Source organism: Embleya sp. NPDC050493, assembly GCF_044458105.1.
Taxonomy (GTDB): Bacteria; Actinomycetota; Actinomycetes; order Streptomycetales; family Streptomycetaceae; genus Embleya.
The window spans coordinates 738,072-754,683 of the sequence record NZ_JBITHP010000001.1 but is presented as its reverse complement, the minus strand read 5'-3'; the positions used below and the strand labels follow the sequence as shown (position 1 = coordinate 754,683).

Genomic DNA, 16,612 nt, shown 5'->3' with positions numbered 1-16,612 from the left:
TCGTCCATTGCGGGAACGAGCGCACAGTCATACCCCTACCGGCCGTAGCGCATGCGCCGGCGGGGGGCTTTTTTCTCACCCGAACGGGGGTAATTCGCTCCCTACCACGTCGCGAAGACCGATGCAACGTACTCTTGCGTGGGTGAGCGAATCCCTCCACGCCCAGGCCGCCGCCAAAGCCGCGGCTTTCGCCGACGAGCTGGTCGCCTTTCGGCGCGACCTGCACATGCACCCAGAGCTGGGTCGGGAGGAGTTCCGTACCACCGGGCTCATCCGGGAACGGCTGGTGCGTGCGGGTCTGCGCCCGCGGCTACTGCCCGGGACGGGTCTGGTGTGCGACATCAGACCCGAGCGGGCGTCGCCCGGCGGCCGGGTCGCCGGCGACGACCTGATCGCGTTCCGCGGCGACATCGACGCACTGCCGGTGGACGACGTCAAGGACGTGTCCTACCGCTCGACCGTGCCCGGTCGCGCGCATGCCTGCGGCCACGACGTGCACACCTCGATCGTGCTGGGCACGGCTCTGGTGCTGGCCGAATTCGCGCGCGAGGGGCTGTTGTCGCGGCCGGTCCGGCTGATCTTCCAGCCCGCCGAGGAGAAGTTGCCCGGCGGCGCGCTGGACGTGATCAAGGCCGGCGGGCTGACCGGCGTCGGCGAGATCCACGCGATCCACTGCGATCCCAAGGTCGAGGTCGGCCGGGTCGGACTGCGCGCCGGCGCGATCACCTCGGCCTGCGACCGCGTGGTGATCACGCTCACCGGCGCGGGCGGCCACACCGCCCGGCCGCACCGCACCACCGACCTGGTCACCGCGCTGGCCAAGGTCGCCTCGGAGCTGCCCTCGGCGTTCTCCCGGCGGATCGACCCGCGCTCGGGCGCCAGCCTGGTGTGGGGGCGGATCCAGTCCGGCTCCGCGCCGAACGTGATCCCGCAGTACGGCGAGCTGGAGGGCACACTGCGCTGCCTGGACCTGGAGGCGTGGCGGCAGGCCCCGGATCTGATGCACGAGTTGGTGGACGCGATCGCCTCGACCTACGGCGCCAAGTGGGAGCTCGAACACCACCGCGGCGTTCCGCCCGTGGTCAACGACCCGGACGCGGTCGCCGGGATGCGCGCGGTCGCGACCGACGTGCTGGGCGCGAGTGCGGTCGAGAGCACCGAGCAGAGCCTGGGCGGCGAGGACTTCTCGTGGTTCCTGGACCAGGTCCCCGGCGAGCTCACCCGGCTCGGCGTGCGACCCGTCGGACACCCCGTATACGACTTGCACCAGGGGCAGTTCGACGTCGACGAGCGGTCGATCGGCATCGGCGTCGAGCTGTTCGTCGGGCTGGCGCTGCGGCCCCCACGCTGACCCCGGTCGGGCCCGGTGCGTGCCGTGCGGGTGGGGACGCCGAGATGGGACGTATGCGGAACTGTTAACCATCGCGACCCCGGTCCCCGTTCCTCAGGCGTTCGTGAGTCTGTAATGTTCCGACCCGGTGCCGTTCGATCTCGTGCGGCACCGGGTCTTTTCCGTCTTGTCATGTCGCGGACTGCCCGGTTCCGCGCCGACCCGTCTCGGCTCCGGCTACTCGGCCGGGCTAACGGGGCGTGTTGCGGTGGCGATTCACGGTTTTTGTCGCTCATATTCTTTTACTAGGTATGCTCTCCGACGGCTAGCAGGTCTACGCGCGTTTACCAGGGAACCAAGCGCGTCAGAGTCTGCATCTGGGAGCAGCGCCCGAAGGGGCGCTCATCGGAAGGAGACACCCGTGCGCCGGGTATCCAAGGTGACCGCAGCTGCGGTCGGCGTCACTCTCGCCCTTACTGCCACCGCCGCGTGCGGTAGCAAGCCCAAGGACGACGACAAGAAGTCGGATTCGGGCAGCAGTGCCACACCGGGCGGCTCGCAGGCCGCCAAGATCGACTTCAAGGCCTGCATGGTGACGGACACCGGCGGCATCGACGACCGCTCCTTCAACGCCTCCTCGTGGGCGGGCCTGCAGCAGGCCAAGTCGGAGCTCGGCGTCGACGTGAAGTACATCACCTCGAAGACCGAGAACGACTACGTTCCGAACCTCAACAGCCTCGTGAACGACAAGTGCGGTCTGATCATCGCGGTCGGCGGCCTGATGGCCGACGCGACCAAGGCCGCCGCCTCGGCGCACAAGGACCAGAAGTTCGCGATCGTCGACTCCTCCAGCATCGAGCCGAACGTGCAGGGCCTGCAGTTCAACACGGCCGAGGCGGGCTTCCTCGGCGGCTACCTCGCCGCGGGCTACTCCAAGAGCGGCAAGGTCGCCACCTTCGGCGCGCTGCCGATCCCGCCGGTCACCGTGTTCATGGACGGCTACGTCCAGGGCGTCAAGTACTACAACCAGACCAAGGGCAAGAACGTCCAGGTCATCGGTTGGGACGACGTCAAGGGCGACGGCTCGCTCGCGGGCAAGTTCGACTCGCCGGCCGACGGTGAGCGGATCGCCAACGACTTCATCGCCCAGGGCGCCGACGTGATCATGCCGGTCGCCGGTCAGACCGGTCTCGGTGCGGCCTCCGCGGTGCAGAAGAGCGGCGGCAAGGCCAGCGTCATCTGGGTCGACCAGGACGGCTACGAGAGCGCCGCGCAGTACAAGACGGTGTTCCTGTCCACGGTGACCAAGGACATCAAGGCCCAGGTGTTCAACGCGGTCAAGGCCGCGGCGAACAACCAGTTCACCACCAAGTCCACGATCGGCACGCTGGCCAACAACGGGGTCGGCCTGGCGCCGTTCCACGACTTCGACTCGAAGGTTCCCGCCGACCTGAAGTCCGAGCTGACCGCGGTCAAGGCCGACATCGTCAGCGGCAAGATCAAGATCACCTCGAAGAACCAGCCGAAGAGCTGACCCACCCGATCGGGCGCCGTGGAAGCAGATTCCACGGCGCCCGTGTCCGTACCGCCCGGGCCCCGCGGGGACCCGGGTCGAACCCGTAGCGGCCCCTTGCGGGGGGCGTAGCCGAGGAGGTCTCCGCGTTGAAGCTCGAACTGCGCGGAATCACGAAACGGTTCGGGTCGCTGGTCGCCAACGACCACATCGACCTGACCGTCGAGCCGGGGGAGATCCACTGCCTTCTCGGTGAGAACGGTGCCGGCAAGTCGACTCTGATGAACGTGCTCTACGGGCTCTACGAGCCCAGTGAGGGCGAGATCGTCGTCGACGGCACCCCCCGCAGGTTCCGGACCGCCGGTGACGCGATCGACGCGGGCATCGGCATGGTCCACCAACACTTCATGCTGGTCCCGGTCTTCACCGTCGCCGAGAACGTCATGCTCGGGCACGAGGAGACCAAGCCGCTGGGCTGGCTGGACCGCCGTCGGGCCCGCAAGAAGGTGCTCGACCTCGTGGACGAGTACGGCCTCAAGGTCGACCCGGACATGCTGGTCGAGGACCTCCCCGTCGGTCTGCAACAGCGGGTGGAGATCCTCAAGGCGCTGGTGCGCGACGCCAAGGTGCTGATCCTGGACGAGCCCACCGCGGTGCTCACTCCGCAGGAGACCGAGGAACTGTTCCGGGTGATGCGCGCGCTGCGCGCCTCCGGCCACTCCATCGTGTTCATCACGCACAAGCTCAAAGAGGTCAAGGCCGTCGCCGACCGGATCACCGTGATCCGGCGCGGCAAGGTGGTCGGCACCGCGGACCCGGCCTCCTCGGAGAAGGAGCTCGCGTCGCTGATGGTCGGCCGGCCGGTCAAGCTGGTGGTCGACAAGAACGAGGCGCAGCCGGGCGAGGTCCGCCTGGCGATCGAGGACCTGACCGTGCTCGACGGCAACGGCCAGGCCGTGGTGGACCGGGTCGACCTGCACCTGCGCGAGGGCGAGATCCTGGGCATCGCGGGTGTGGACGGCAACGGCCAGAGCGAGCTGACCCAGGCCATCCTGGGCCTGCGCACGCCGGCCGCCGGAAAGATCAGCCTGGACGGACAGGACCTCGCGGGTCGGACCCCGCGGCAGATCCTCACCTCCGGCGTGGGCTTCGTGCCCGAGGACCGCCAACACGACGGCATCGTCGGCGACTTCACGGTGGCCGAGAACCTGGTCCTGGACATGGTCACGCAGGCGCCGTTCGGGCGGCGCGGGTCGATCGACCCGGGGGCGGTGCGCGACAACGCGCGGCAGCGGGTGGAGGAGTTCGACATCCGCACGCAGACCATCGAGTCGCCGGCCGGCACGCTGTCCGGCGGCAATCAGCAAAAGGTCGTCGTGGCGCGCGAACTCTCGCGCCCGCTGCGGCTGTTCATCGCCTCACAGCCCACCCGAGGGGTGGACGTGGGCGCGATGGAGTTCATCCACAAGCGGATCGTGGCCGAGCGCGACGTCGGCACCCCGGTGATCATCGTGTCCACCGAACTGGACGAGGTGGTCGCGCTGGCCGACCGGATCGCGGTGATGTACCGGGGCCGGATCGTGGACATCGTGCCGCCCACCACGTCCCGGGGCGACCTGGGTCTGCTGATGGCCGGCGTGATCCCGGGCAAGGACTCGGCCGAGGCGAAGCCGGCCGCCGAGCCGGACGCGGCGAAGACCGCGACCGGGACGACGGCCGAGACCGCGACCATCGACAGCGACGCAACCCCGGGGGAGGAGGACCCAGCGTGACCGAGGACAACAAGAGCACGCCCGGTGAGCCGAGCGAGGCGAAGCCGGCGCCGACCAGGACGACCGCGGCCGGGGCGAGCGCCTCTGAGCCGCACAAGCCCTCGCTCGGCCGAGCCATGCTCGACGCGATCATCACCGGCAACTCGGCCGTGGTCACCTTCCTGGCGATCGTGCTCGCGCTGGTGGTCGGCGGCGTCCTGATGATCCTCGCGGACCAGGACGTGCTCGACGAGTACAAGTACTTCTTCGCGGCCCCGGGTGAGGCGCTCTCCAGCTCCTGGACGCTGGTCTCGGACGCCTACACGGCGATGTTCAAGGGTTCGATCGTGAACCCGGACAGCTTCTCCGAAGGTTCGATCGAGGACATCTTCCGGCCGATCTCGGAGACCATCACCCAGGCCACGCCGCTGATCTTCGGCGGTCTCGCGGTCTCGATCGCGTTCCGCACCGGGCTGTTCAACATCGGTGCGCAGGGCCAGATCATCGCCGGCGCGGTATTCGCGTCGTGGATAGGGTTCGTCGTCGATCTGCCGCCGGTGATCCACCTGGTGTTCGTGATCCTGGCCGGTGTGATCGGCGGCGGTCTGTACGCGGGCATCGCCGGTGTCCTCAAGGCCCGCTACGGCGCGCACGAGGTGATCGTGACGATCATGCTCAACCACATCGCGGTGCTCATGCTCGGCTGGTTGTTGACCACCGACACCTTCCGCCGCGGCGGCCAGGCGCAGCCGATCGGCAAGGACGCGCACGACAACGCGGTGTTGCCGAACCTGTTCGGCGACAACCTGCGGATCCACTTCGGCATCGTCCTGGCGCTGCTGGCAGCCGGGATCTACTGGTGGCTGCTCAACCGCTCCACGCTCGGTTTCGAGCTGCGCGCGGTGGGCTCCAACCCGGCCGCGGCCCGTACGGCGGGCATGAGCGTGGCCCGGGCGCAGATCCTGGCCATGGTGATCGCCGGTGCGATGGCCGGCCTCGCCGGTGTCTCGCAGGTGATGAGCTCGACCAACCCGGCGCACACGCTGACCCCGAGCATCGACGCCGGCATCGGCTTCGACGCGATCACCGTGGCGTTGCTCGGCCGGACCAAGCCGCTGGGCACGGTGCTGGCCGCACTGCTGTTCGGTGCGCTGCGCGCGGGCGGTTCGGTGATGCAGGCGTCCGCGAACGTGTCGGTCGACATCGTCATCGTCATCCAGGCCGTGATCGTGCTGTTCGTCGCGGCGCCGCCGCTGGTGCGCTCGATCTTCCGGCTGCGCGGTGCCCGCAAGGGTGCCGAGGGCGGGCCGTTGGCCGCCAAGGAGACCGTGGGGGTCCAGGCATGAGCGAGCGGAACCCTGAAGGAGGCACGCAGGTGGCGGACACCGTGATCGCCCCCGACGTGGAGGCCCCGGTGAACCCCACCGGCGAGGCCGCCGACGTGGTGCGGGCCGCGGCCCGCAAGAAGGCCCTGATCACGGGCATCGGCTTCGTCCTGGTCGGGCTGTACGCGCTGTGGGCGTTCGGCCTGGGCACCGAGAGCGGCGTCGACGCGGTCTTCGGCATGAACGTGCCCAACCGGGACACCACCGAGGTCGGCGACCTGTCGCTGCCCGCGCGGGCCGTGGCGATCGCGATGTCCGTGCTGTGCATGGTCGCGGGCGGGCTGCGGATCGTGCTGGACCGGTCGCGTGTGGCGATCCGGCTGAGCATCGCGCTGTTCCTGATCGCGTTCGTGATCGCGTTCCTGGTGTGGGCGGTCGCGGGCAAGCAGATGTCCTTCGCGGGCGCCCTGCAGAACACCTTGCTGGCCGCCGTGCCGCTCGTGCTCGGCGCGCTCGCGGGCGTGATCGGCGAGCGCTCCGGCGTGGTCAACATCGCCATCGACGGTCAGTTCCTGTTCGGTGCGTTCGCCGCCGCGCTCACCGGCTCGGTCACCGGGTCGTTGTGGGCGGGGCTGGCCGCGGGCGCGGTCGCGGGTGCGCTGATCGGCGGGCTGCTCGCGGTCTTCGCGGTGCGCTACCTGGTCGAGCAGGTCGTCCTGGGTGTGGTGATCAACCTGCTGGTCACCGGCATCACCGGCTTCCTGTACACGCAGCTGTTGCAGAAGGACCCCGAGGCGTACAACAACCCGGGCGTGTTCGAGAACATCCGGATCCCGGGTTTCGCGGACATCCCGGTGATCGGCCCGGTGCTGTTCGACGTGAACATCATCGTGTACCTGATGTACGCGCTGATCGTGGTCGTGCACCTCGGCCTGTTCCACACCCGCTGGGGCCTGCGCGCCCGGGCGGTGGGCGAGCACCCGACGGCGGCGGACACGGTCGGCATCAAGGTCAACGCGACCCGCTACCGCAACGTGATCATGGCGGGCGCGATCGCCGGCATCGGCGGTGCGTTCCTGACCATCGGCACGGTGGGCACCTTCTCGAAGGACATGACCTCGGGCGCGGGTTACATCGCGCTCGCGGCGGTCATCTTCGGGCGCTGGCGCCCGCTGGGCGCGGTGGCCGCGGCGCTGCTGTTCGGCTTCACCAGTGCGCTGGCCACGTCGCTGCAGCCGCTGAACACCTCGATCCCGAGCCAGTTCCTGCAGATGATGCCGTACGTCGTGACGATCTTCGCGGTGGCCGGTCTGGTCGGCAAGGTGCGCGCTCCGGCCGCGGCCAACAAGCCCTACACGAAGGGCTGACGGCGTGTCGGAGATCGATTGGCCCGCGCTGCGGGATGCGGCGACGGCGGCGATGCGGGGGGCGTACGCGCCGTACTCGAAGTATCCGGTCGGCGCCTCGGCGCTGGTGGACGACGGTCGGATCGTGTCCGGGTGCAACGTGGAGAACGCGTCGTACGGCCTCACGCTGTGCGCGGAGTGCGGCCTGGTGTCCGCTCTACATGCGAGCGGAGGGGGTCGGCTCGTGGCGTTTTGCTGCGTGGACCACGAGGGTGCGGTACTGATGCCGTGTGGGCGCTGCCGACAACTGCTGTGGGAGCACGGCGGCGCCGAGATGTTGCTGGAAACCAAGCACGGGATACGGCCGTTGCGGGAGATCCTGCCGGACGCCTTCGGGCCCGAGGATCTTCGCTAGGGCACGCCCGGCACCAGGGCGTGTTCTCGCATCCCGCGTCGGGTGCCCGGTGGGATGGAAGACGGTGCCCTGATCCACCGGACAGGGCCGGACAATTGCTCGTGACCCGAACAGGTCGCCGCGGCGGCCAAGAGAGAACGGACAGCATGGACGCGATTTCGGTCATCCGTACGAAGCGGGACCGCGGTGAATTGACGGCGGCTCAGATCGACTGGGTGGTCGACGCGTACACGCGCGGCGTGGTCGCGGACGAACAGATGTCCGCGCTCGCGATGGCCATCCTGCTCAACGGCATGACCGCGACCGAGATCAACCGCTGGACCGACGCGATGATAGCTTCGGGCGAGCGGATGGACTTCTCGACGCTGTCCCGGCCGACCGCGGACAAGCACTCGACCGGTGGTGTCGGCGACAAGATCACCCTGCCGCTCGCGCCGCTGGTCGCCGCGTGCGGTGTGGCCGTCCCGCAGCTGTCCGGCCGCGGCCTGGGGCACACCGGCGGCACGCTGGACAAGCTGGAGGCCATTCCCGGGTGGCGGGCGGCGCTGTCCAACGACGCGATGATGCGGGTGCTGGAGGACGTCGGCGCGGTGATCTGCGCGGCGGGCGACGGCCTCGCGCCGGCGGACAAGAAGTTGTACGCACTGCGCGATGTGACCGGCACGGTCGAGGCGATACCGCTGATCGCCAGCTCGATCATGAGCAAGAAGATCGCCGAGGGCACCGGCGCGCTGGTGCTCGACGTCAAGGTCGGCTCCGGCGCGTTCATGAAGGACCTGGCGAACGCGCGCGAACTGGCCCGCACCATGGTCCGGTTGGGTGTGGACCACGGCGTCAAGACGGTCGCGCTGCTGACCGACATGTCCACGCCGCTGGGGCTGACGGCGGGCAACGCGCTGGAGGTCCGCGAGTCGGTCGAGGTGCTCGCGGGCGGCGGCCCGGCGGACGTGGTCGAGCTGACCGTCGCACTGGCGCGCGAGATGCTCGCGGCGGCCGGGCAGACCCGGATCGACCCGGCGGACGCGCTGCGCGATGGCTCCGCGATGGACGTGTGGCGCCGGATGATCCAGGCCCAGGGCGGCGACCCGGACACGAAGCTGCCGGTGGCGCGCGAGACCCAGGTGGTCACGGCGTCCTTGTCCGGCGTGCTGACCCGCGTGGACGCGTACGCGGTCGGCGTCTCGGCCTGGCGCCTGGGCGCGGGCCGGGCCCGCAAGGAGGAGCAGGTCCAGGCCGGCGCGGGCGTCGAACTGCACGCCAAGCCGGGCGACACGGTCACCGCCGGGCAGCCGCTGATGACCCTGCACACCGACACCCCGGAGCGGTTCGACTACGCGAGCGAGATCCTCGCCGACGCGGTCACCATCGCCCCGGCCGGCACCTCCTTCGAGCCCACCCCGATCCTGATCGACCGGATCGGCCCGACGGCCTGACCGCCCGACCCACACCCACAGGCCCTCGACTCCCACCCGGGAGTCGAGGGCCTGTCGGTGTGCCCGGCGGTCGGCCCATCTCCCGGGGTACGGGCCGAACACGGTGCCCGTGGCGTGACGTGCCGGATCGAAGTCAGGGTCGCGGCACGCCGTAGCGGCCCTGGAACACGTTGCGCTCCAGCGGCCGCCGGCCGGGATGGCGCCGTTCCTCGGCCGGCCGACCGACGGCGACGATCAGCGCGATCGCCAGGTCGTCGCGGTCGCCGATGCCGATCGCGTGTTTGACCAGAGCCTCGTCCCAGCCGTTCATCGGCGACGTGGCCAGGCCCAGTTCGCCGGCCGCGAGCATGACGTACGTCGCGGCGATCATCGCGTCCTTGACCGCGTACTCGCGCAACATCCCGCGCGCGGCCAGGCCCTGCTGGAACTCCTGTGCCGCCGCCGCGAACATGGTGACGAACGCGTCGTTCCAGGCCCCGTTGCGGCGCGCCTGCTCGTACACGTCGGCGTGTTCGTCGCGCCAGGCCTGTGGCTCGGCGACGAAGACCAGCAGCACCGGCGCCTCCCGGGTCTGCGGCTGACCGCCGGTCGCCTCGATCAGGCCGGCGCGGCCCACGTCGTCGGTGACCACCACGATCGAGCGGTCCTGGAGGTTCCAGCTCGTGGGGGCCTCGACGGCGAGTTCGAGCAGAGTCCGCAGGGCATCGGCCGGGATCGGCTCGGGGCGGTAGTGGCGGACGGTGCGGCGGGTGCGGATGGCCTCGGCGACCGAGGCGGTGCGGATCGAAGTGTCGTTGCTCATGTCCGCAATTCTGGGAGAGTCACTCTCCAACGGGAAGTAGGCACTAATTGGTGCGCTACTCTCCTTGCATGGTGACCATAGTCGAGTCGGTCGGCCTTCCCGCCGACGTCTACAGCGCCAAGTGCCCCACGCGTCAGGTCCTGGACCACATCGCCGGCAAGTGGACGGTGCTGATCGTGGACGCGCTGCGGGACGGCACGATGCGGTACACGGACCTGAGTCGTCGGATCGAGGGGGTGTCGCAGAAGATGCTCACCCAGACCCTGCGCGCTCTGGAGGCGGACGGCTTCGTGTTGCGCACGGTGACCCCGACCATCCCGCCTCGGGTGGACTACGAACTCACCGAACTCGGTCGCAGCCTGGGCGAGCCGATCCGCGCGCTGCGCGAGTGGACCGAGACGCACATCAACGAGATCGAGCGGGCCAGGATCGCCGCCGCCGAGCGCACGTCGGACCTGGGCTACTGACCGGGCACGGGCCGGTGGCCCCGGTCCCAGCGATCCGCGGGCCCGAGGGCGGCGCCGCACCCGTCACCGGACCCGCCACATCAGTGCGGTGATCAGCACGGCCGAGGCCAGGACCACGAGGAGGCAGCCGAGCAGCGCGCAACCGGCGCGCACGGTGTGCGGGCGGTAGACCCGGCCGAAATCGTCGCGATCGCCCGGGCGCGGCCCCGGAGCCGGGTCGTGCTGCTCGTCCATGGGCCCAGCATGCCAAGGCCGGCCGGGATCCCGATCGGGACCCCGGCCGGCCTCGGCGCGCGACTCAGGCGGTCGAGCGCACGTGTGCGCGGGGGTGCCGCCGGATCGGTGCGGGCGCCGGCGCGCCCGTCATCCGGCCGCCGAGACCGTGGGCCACCGCGCCCGCCGCGGCCATCAGCACCAGTACGAGCAGCACCGCGCCCGCCCAGCCCCGGCCGTGGAAGGCGACGCCGCCGACCGGCCCGCCGACGCTCGCGCCGAGGTAGTAGGCCGCCAGGTACAGCGCGGACGCCTGCGCGCGGCCCTCGGTGACCCGCAGGCCGACCGCCGAACTGGCCGCCGAGTGGCCCGCGAAGAAGCCCGCCGTGAGCACGATCAGGCCGACCACGACCAGGGCCAGATTGTCCGGCAGGGTCAGCAGCGCGCCCGCGGCGGTGATCGCCGCGGCGGCCCACAACGTGGCGCGGTGCCCGAGCCGGCCGACCAGCCGGCCCGAGGCGGCCGAACTGAACGTGCCCGCCAGGTAGATCACGAAGATCGCGCCGACCACCGTCTGCGGCAGCCCGAACGGCTCGGCGAGCAGCCGGTAGCCGAGGTAGTTGTAGACCGTGCCGAACGCCGCCATGAACACCATGCCGAGCAGGTACAACCGGCGCAACACCGGATCCGCGAGATGCGAGCGCAGCACGCCGGTGAGTTGCCGGGCGGTCATGGCCGAGGGGGTGAAGTTGCGCGACGGCGGCAGCAGCACTCGGAAGGCGACCGCCGACCCGAGCGCCAACAGGCCGACCGCCACCAGGGCGACCCGCCATCCGCCCAGATCCGAGGCCAGGCCGGTGACCAACCGGCCGCCCATGCCGCCGATGCTGTTGCCCGCCACGTACAGCCCCATTGCCGAGCCCAGCGAGGGCCCGTCGACCTCCTCGGCAAGGTAGGCCATCGCGGTCGCGGGCAGCCCGGCCAGCGCGACGCCCTGCACCGTGCGCAGCACCACGAGGGTGCCGAAGTCCGGGGCGAAGGCGGCCAGTACGCCCAGCAGGGCGGCGCTGAACACGGAGATCGTCATCACCCGCGAGCGGCCCCACCGCTCGGACAACATGCTCACCGGGATCACCGCCAGGGCCAGTGCGCCGGTGGTCACCGAGACCGAGAGGCTGGCGGTGGCGGGGGACAGGTGGAACCCGTCGGACAACTCCGGCAGCAGCGTCTGCGTCGCGTAGAGCATCGCGAAGGTCGAACAGCCCGCGGCGAACAGCGCCAGGTTCACCCGGCGATACGCGCGCGAACCACGCACGTGCCGGAGTGGCGGAGCAGCGGTCGGGTCGGTGCTTGGGGCGGGGTCCGATGAGCTGTTCGAGGCGGGCATGGATACGAAACTAGGCCCGGTTTTTTCATGCGTCCAATGCATGTTTAGGCAAGAATCCATGCCATGTCGTATGACAGCAGATCAGCGGAGGTTTCTGCGGCCATCGTTCCGCTCCTGACGCAATTCGCGGCGGTCGCGCGGGAGGAGCACATCACCCGGGCCGCGGCCGGCCTGGGCATCCCGCAGCCCACGCTCAGCCGCACGATGGCCCGGCTGGAGGCGGACGTGGGCGTGCCGCTGCTGGCCCGCACCGGGCGCGGCGTGGCGCTCACCCGGCAGGGCCACACCCTGCTCGGCTACGTGGAACAGGCGCTCGCGCTGCTGGAGCGCGGCCTGGACGAGGTGATCGAGGACGTGGGCGGGGCGCGCGGCAAGGTCGCGTTCGGATTCCTGCACACCATGGGGCCCGAGGCGGTTCCCGGCCTGCTGCGTGCCTTTCGGGTGCACCACCCCGGCATCCGCTTCCAACTCGTCCAGGCCTCGGCCTCGGCGATGCTGGAGCGCATGCGGGCCGGCGAACTCGACCTGTGCCTGACCGCGCCGCTGCCGGACGCGCCGGACCTGGCCGTGCGCGCGCTCGACGATCAGCGGCTCTACCTGGTGGTGCCGGCCGATCACCGGCTCGCGCACCGCCGTCGGGTGCGGTTGGCCGAGGCGGCCGAGGACGTGTTCGTGTGCATGGAGCCGGGCTACGGGCTGCGCCGGATCACCGATGCGCTGTTCGCCGAGGCGGGGTTCGAGCCCAGGATCGCGTTCGAGGGCGAGGAGGCCGAGACGCTGCGCGGCCTGGTCGCGGCGGGCCTGGGCGTCGCACTGCTGCCCGCCCCCGAGGTGCCCCGCCCGGGCACCGTGCACCTGGCCGTCACCGCGCCCCGGGCCTTTCGCACCATCGGGCTGGCCTGGGTGCCGGGCCGACCGGAGACCGCGCCCGTGCGCCTGTTCCGCGAGTTCGTGCTCGGCCGCCGCGGCAACCTCCTGCACCCGGACCGACCCGAGGACTGACCCGACGACCTGCCATCGACCGCCCCCGCGCCCGCCGACGACGGAGCCCGGCCGCGCACCGCGCCCGCGAGCCCTCCCGCGTCGAAGTGCCGCGCCGCGCAAGGCCGTTCCGGCCCGCACGCCCCGCCGGGGGCCGGCTCCGGGACGGCGATCACGCCCCCGGCGTGCACGCACGGCCGAATCTTCACGCCGTCGGCAGATGATCTACGCGCGTAGGCGGTAAAGTCCTTTCATGTACAGCAGCCACCCGAACACGCCCGCTGCCTCGCCCACGGTCGAGCAGATCCGGCGTGCCCCCAAAGTCCTGCTCCACGACCACCTCGACGGTGGGCTGCGTCCCGCCACGATCATCGAACTCGCCGGGGCGGTCGGCTACGACCTCCTGCCCACCACCGACCCCGAAGCGCTCGGTACGTGGTTCCGCGAGGCCGCCGACTCCGGCTCGCTGGAGCGCTACCTGGAGACCTTCGATCACACCGTGGCGGTGATGCAGACCCGCGAGGGCCTGTTCCGCGTCGCCGCCGAATGCGCCGAGGACCTCGCCGCCGACGGCGTGGTCTACGCCGAGATCCGCTACGCGCCCGAACAGCACCTGGCCGCCGGGCTGACCCTGGACCAGGTGGTCGAGGCGGTCGACGAGGGCTTTCGCGAGGGCGAGCGCCGCGCGGCCGAGGCGGGGAACCGGATCAGGGTCGGCGCGCTCCTCACCGCGATGCGGCACGCGGCCCGCTCGCTGGAGATCGCCGAACTCGCCAACCGGCACCGCGACCTGGGCGTGGTCGGCTTCGACATCGCCGGCGCCGAGGCGGGCTTCCCGCCCACGCGTCACCTGGACGCGTTCGAGTACCTCAAGCGGGAGAACAACCACTTCACCATCCACGCCGGCGAGGCGTTCGGCCTCCCGTCGATCTGGCAGGCGCTCCAGTGGTGCGGCGCGGACCGGCTCGGACACGGCGTGCGGATCATCGACGACATCACGGTCAAGGACGACGGCAGCGTCGAACTCGGCCGGCTCGCGGCGTACGTGCGCGACAAGCGCATCCCGCTGGAGATGTGCCCGACCTCGAACCTGCAGACCGGTGCCGCCACGTCCTACGCCGATCACCCGATCGGCCTACTGCGCCGGCTCTATTTTCGGGTGACCGTGAACACTGACAACCGTTTGATGAGCGGCACGTCGATGACGCGGGAGTTCGAGCACCTCGTCGAGGCGTTCGGCTACGGCCTGGACGACCTGCAGTGGTTCACCGTGAACGCGATGAAGAGCGCCTTCCTGCCCTTCGACGAGCGGCTCGCGATGATCAACGAGGTGATCAAGCCCGGTTACGCCGCGCTCAAGTCGGAATGGCTTTTCGGTCGGAACTGACCTTTCGTGGGTGCGCCCGGCGGAATCGGATCGATCCGGATCGCGGGCGCACCCCGAACTCCTTCCGCGCGGGCGAACAGTCGGGCCTGACCCGAAGGGGGCGTTTTGCGTATTCCGCGTCCGGTTCGCTACGTTGCGGTCTCACTTCGTTACGGGGTGTGTCTCGCCCCGCCCGAATCGAGAACCCGAGGATGCACATGCGATCGGTAACGCGTAAGGCGGCCATCACGGCCGGACTCGGTGCGGCACTGGCAGCGGGAGCCGCGGGCTCCGCGAGCGCGACGCCGGTGACCGACCTGGTCGAGGGGCTCGCCCCGACCGCCTCGACGACCCAGGCGGCCATGCCGGACGCCGCCGCGCCGTTCCCGGTGAGCCAGGTCGCCGACACGCTGCCCGTCGGCAAGGTGCTCACCCCGGGCCAGTCGCCGCTCGACAGCCTGGCCGTGAACGTGGCCGAGGGCACGGCCCACAGCATGGAGCAGAGCATGGGCGACATGGCGGACAAGGGCGGCCAGGCCAAGGGCGGCCTGGGCTCGCCGCTCAGCGCGCTGCCCACCGACCAGCTGCCGGCCGGCGAATCCTCGCCGCTGGGCGCGTCGCCGCTCGGGAACCTGCCGTTGGCGGGCCTGCCCCTCTAGGCCGGACATGGCCCAGGCCGGTACGGCCCAGGCGTCCGCACCGGTTCCGCCCCTGTCGCCGAGCCGGGTCGTCGGCGCGGAACCGGTCGGTCCTGCCCCGGTACGAGCCGTGTCCATCGCGTGTCGATCCTGCGCGAGGGCACGGCTTGGTCATGTCCCGGCTCCGTCGGCCCCGGCGCGGGCCGGCCGAGCGTGGGCGCGCGACCGCTACAGCGAGTCGTACATGTCCTTCGCCACGTCCCCCAGATAGGGCCCGGTCATGGTGCGCGACGTCGGCGAGGTCACCCCGAGCGAGACGTTGCTGACCAGGAAACTTCGCCCGTCCACCTCGGCGAACCAGCCTCCGCCGGAGGAGCCGCCGGTCATCGTGCAGCCCATCCACAACATGTCCGGCTGCGGCCAGCCGTCCTCGCGGAAGTCCGTGGTCGGCGACGAGCACGAGTAGAGCGTGGTGCCGTCGTAGGGCGTGTCGCCCGGGTAGCCGAACGACTGCACGCGCAGGTGTCGGGGCGCGTTCCAGTACACGTCCGCGCCCGGCCCCACCGCGTCCTCCAGCGTGCGACCGTTGCGCGAGTCGACGATGAAGGCGCCGTAGTCGAACGGCGACGCGCTCGCGTCCTTGCCGCCCGGATCGGCGTTCTGCGCCCACTGGTTGCTCACCGTGGTCCGCCGGGCCGGCCAGCGTCCGTACGGCTCGCGCTCCGCCGGCGTGCGACCCGCGCCGTTGTAGCCGGGCACGAACGTGACCCGGTCGTAGAAGCTCCCGTTCCGCCCCCCGTGCAGGCAGTGGCCCGCCGTCCAGACCATGTTTCCGCTGGAGTGGTGCACGACGGTGCCGCTGCACTCGGCGACGCCTTCCGGCATCCGGAAGAAGATCTTGCCCCGGATCGCCACGTCCGGCGCGGTGTACGGCGCGGACACCCGACGTGCCTGGATCGTCGGCGGTTGGCGGAAGTCCGCCTCGGGGCGCTGCTGCTCCTGCTCGGGCAGTTGCGGCTGCTCCTGGCCGGGGGAGATCTCGTTGCCCCGAGGCTTGGCCTCGTCCTGCCGGTTCTGGTCCCAGAACCCGCGGGTGTCCTCGACGTCGCGGTCGCTGTACTGCTTCGAGTTCATCGCCTGGGTGCGCCCGGCCTCGACCGCCAGGGTGCCGCTCAGCACCAGCCCGACCAGGGTCACCAGCACGCCGGCGAACACCGACATGGTGACGATGAGGTTCTTGTTGTGCGTGCTTCCCGGTTGCATGTCCCCGCCCCCCGACCGAGCGCACGGCCCGGAACTCCCCGGTCCCGCGAGACCACTCGATCGACCCGCCTACCCATCCGTTGATCGGATGATAGGCGCCGGGGCGGTCGGGCCGTGCCGGCTCCCCGCCCGGATCAGTCCTGGGGCAGCAGGATCCACAGCGCGATGTACAGCAGGAATTGCGGGCCCGGCAGCAGGCAGGACAGCACGAACACCACTCGGACGGTGCCGACGGACCAGCCGTAGCGGCGGGCGATGCCGGCGCAGACGCCGGCGATCCGGCGGCCGTGACGCGGGCGACTGAGAGTCGCGGTGCTCATGGTCATGGCGGTTCCTCCTCGGTGCGACGGCACCGGATACGGCGTCGTCGTACTTCGAAGGT

Annotated in this window: 16 protein-coding genes; 11 read left to right on the top strand and 5 right to left on the bottom strand. The window is 70.6% G+C overall.

The genetic code is table 11. From position 1 onward, the window contains the following. Positions 1 to 121: 121 nt before the first annotated feature. The 7 genes from ACIBM5_RS03145 (at position 122) to ACIBM5_RS03115 (ending at position 9,113) form a co-directional block, all read left to right on the top strand. Entirely contained in the window at positions 122 to 1,351 is a 1,230-nt protein-coding gene (locus ACIBM5_RS03145; protein WP_396005073.1) for an amidohydrolase, read from the top strand. A gap of 400 nt (positions 1,352 to 1,751) precedes the next feature. After that, a complete protein-coding gene (locus ACIBM5_RS03140) occupies positions 1,752 to 2,864 on the top strand; it encodes a BMP family protein (RefSeq protein WP_391585286.1) in 1,113 nt (370 codons plus the stop codon). Positions 2,865 to 2,992: 128 nt separating this feature from the next. After that, positions 2,993 to 4,615, top strand: coding sequence for an ABC transporter ATP-binding protein (locus ACIBM5_RS03135; RefSeq protein WP_396005072.1), 1,623 nt, complete (start codon positions 2,993 to 2,995; stop codon positions 4,613 to 4,615). Continuing rightward, positions 4,612 to 5,940, top strand: a complete 1,329-nt coding sequence (locus ACIBM5_RS03130) for an ABC transporter permease (protein WP_396005071.1) — start codon at positions 4,612 to 4,614, stop codon at positions 5,938 to 5,940. The genes ACIBM5_RS03135 and ACIBM5_RS03130 overlap by 4 nt, the downstream gene beginning before the upstream one ends. A 29-nt stretch (positions 5,941 to 5,969) precedes the next feature. Beyond that, on the top strand, positions 5,970 to 7,286 hold the full coding sequence (locus tag ACIBM5_RS03125; protein WP_396005069.1) for an ABC transporter permease: 1,317 nt from the start codon (positions 5,970 to 5,972) through the stop codon (positions 7,284 to 7,286). Positions 7,287 to 7,290: 4 nt separating this feature from the next. Further along, positions 7,291 to 7,680: a cytidine deaminase gene (locus ACIBM5_RS03120; RefSeq protein ID WP_391585282.1), complete on the top strand. Its 390-nt coding sequence runs from the start codon at positions 7,291 to 7,293 to the stop codon at positions 7,678 to 7,680. A gap of 146 nt (positions 7,681 to 7,826) precedes the next feature. Then, positions 7,827 to 9,113: a thymidine phosphorylase gene (locus ACIBM5_RS03115; protein ID WP_396005067.1), complete on the top strand. Its 1,287-nt coding sequence runs from the start codon at positions 7,827 to 7,829 to the stop codon at positions 9,111 to 9,113. 133 nt (positions 9,114 to 9,246) lie between these two features. On the opposite strand, the gene ACIBM5_RS03110 is transcribed toward ACIBM5_RS03115, so the two are convergent. After that, a complete protein-coding gene (locus ACIBM5_RS03110; protein WP_396005065.1) occupies positions 9,247 to 9,915 on the bottom strand; it encodes a nitroreductase family protein in 669 nt (222 codons plus the stop codon). A gap of 68 nt (positions 9,916 to 9,983) precedes the next feature. Between ACIBM5_RS03110 and ACIBM5_RS03105 the strand changes: the two genes are divergently transcribed. Next, positions 9,984 to 10,382 (top strand): winged helix-turn-helix transcriptional regulator, encoded by a 399-nt coding sequence (locus tag ACIBM5_RS03105; protein ID WP_396005064.1) that lies wholly within the window; start codon positions 9,984 to 9,986, stop codon positions 10,380 to 10,382. A gap of 63 nt (positions 10,383 to 10,445) precedes the next feature. On the opposite strand, the gene ACIBM5_RS03100 is transcribed toward ACIBM5_RS03105, so the two are convergent. Together ACIBM5_RS03100 and ACIBM5_RS03095 are read right to left on the bottom strand one after the other, a co-directional pair. After that, on the bottom strand, positions 10,446 to 10,616 hold the full coding sequence (locus ACIBM5_RS03100) for a hypothetical protein (RefSeq protein ID WP_396005063.1): 171 nt from the start codon (positions 10,614 to 10,616) through the stop codon (positions 10,446 to 10,448). A gap of 64 nt (positions 10,617 to 10,680) precedes the next feature. Continuing rightward, positions 10,681 to 11,982: an MFS transporter gene (locus ACIBM5_RS03095; RefSeq protein ID WP_396005062.1), complete on the bottom strand. Its 1,302-nt coding sequence runs from the start codon at positions 11,980 to 11,982 to the stop codon at positions 10,681 to 10,683. 63 nt (positions 11,983 to 12,045) lie between these two features. Here ACIBM5_RS03095 and ACIBM5_RS03090 point away from each other — a divergent pair, with 63 nt between their 5' ends. From ACIBM5_RS03090 to ACIBM5_RS03080, 3 genes are all read left to right on the top strand, one after another. Then, positions 12,046 to 12,984 carry a LysR substrate-binding domain-containing protein gene (locus ACIBM5_RS03090; RefSeq protein WP_391585276.1) on the top strand — a complete coding sequence of 313 codons (939 nt, stop codon included), beginning with the start codon at positions 12,046 to 12,048 and terminating at the stop codon, positions 12,982 to 12,984. A 232-nt stretch (positions 12,985 to 13,216) separates the two neighbouring features. Continuing rightward, on the top strand, positions 13,217 to 14,350 hold the full coding sequence (locus ACIBM5_RS03085) for an adenosine deaminase (RefSeq protein WP_396005060.1): 1,134 nt from the start codon (positions 13,217 to 13,219) through the stop codon (positions 14,348 to 14,350). Between the two features lie 197 nt (positions 14,351 to 14,547). Further along, positions 14,548 to 14,988 carry a hypothetical protein gene (locus ACIBM5_RS03080; protein ID WP_396005059.1) on the top strand — a complete coding sequence of 147 codons (441 nt, stop codon included), beginning with the start codon at positions 14,548 to 14,550 and terminating at the stop codon, positions 14,986 to 14,988. Positions 14,989 to 15,195: 207 nt separating this feature from the next. Here the strand turns inward: ACIBM5_RS03080 and ACIBM5_RS03075 are convergent, their stop codons facing one another. Together ACIBM5_RS03075 and ACIBM5_RS03070 are read right to left on the bottom strand one after the other, a co-directional pair. Beyond that, positions 15,196 to 16,230: a trypsin-like serine peptidase gene (locus tag ACIBM5_RS03075; protein WP_391585273.1), complete on the bottom strand. Its 1,035-nt coding sequence runs from the start codon at positions 16,228 to 16,230 to the stop codon at positions 15,196 to 15,198. 134 nt (positions 16,231 to 16,364) lie between these two features. Then, complete coding sequence (locus ACIBM5_RS03070; protein WP_391585272.1) at positions 16,365 to 16,556, bottom strand: PspC domain-containing protein; 192 nt, start codon at positions 16,554 to 16,556, stop codon at positions 16,365 to 16,367. Positions 16,557 to 16,612 lie beyond the last annotated feature (56 nt).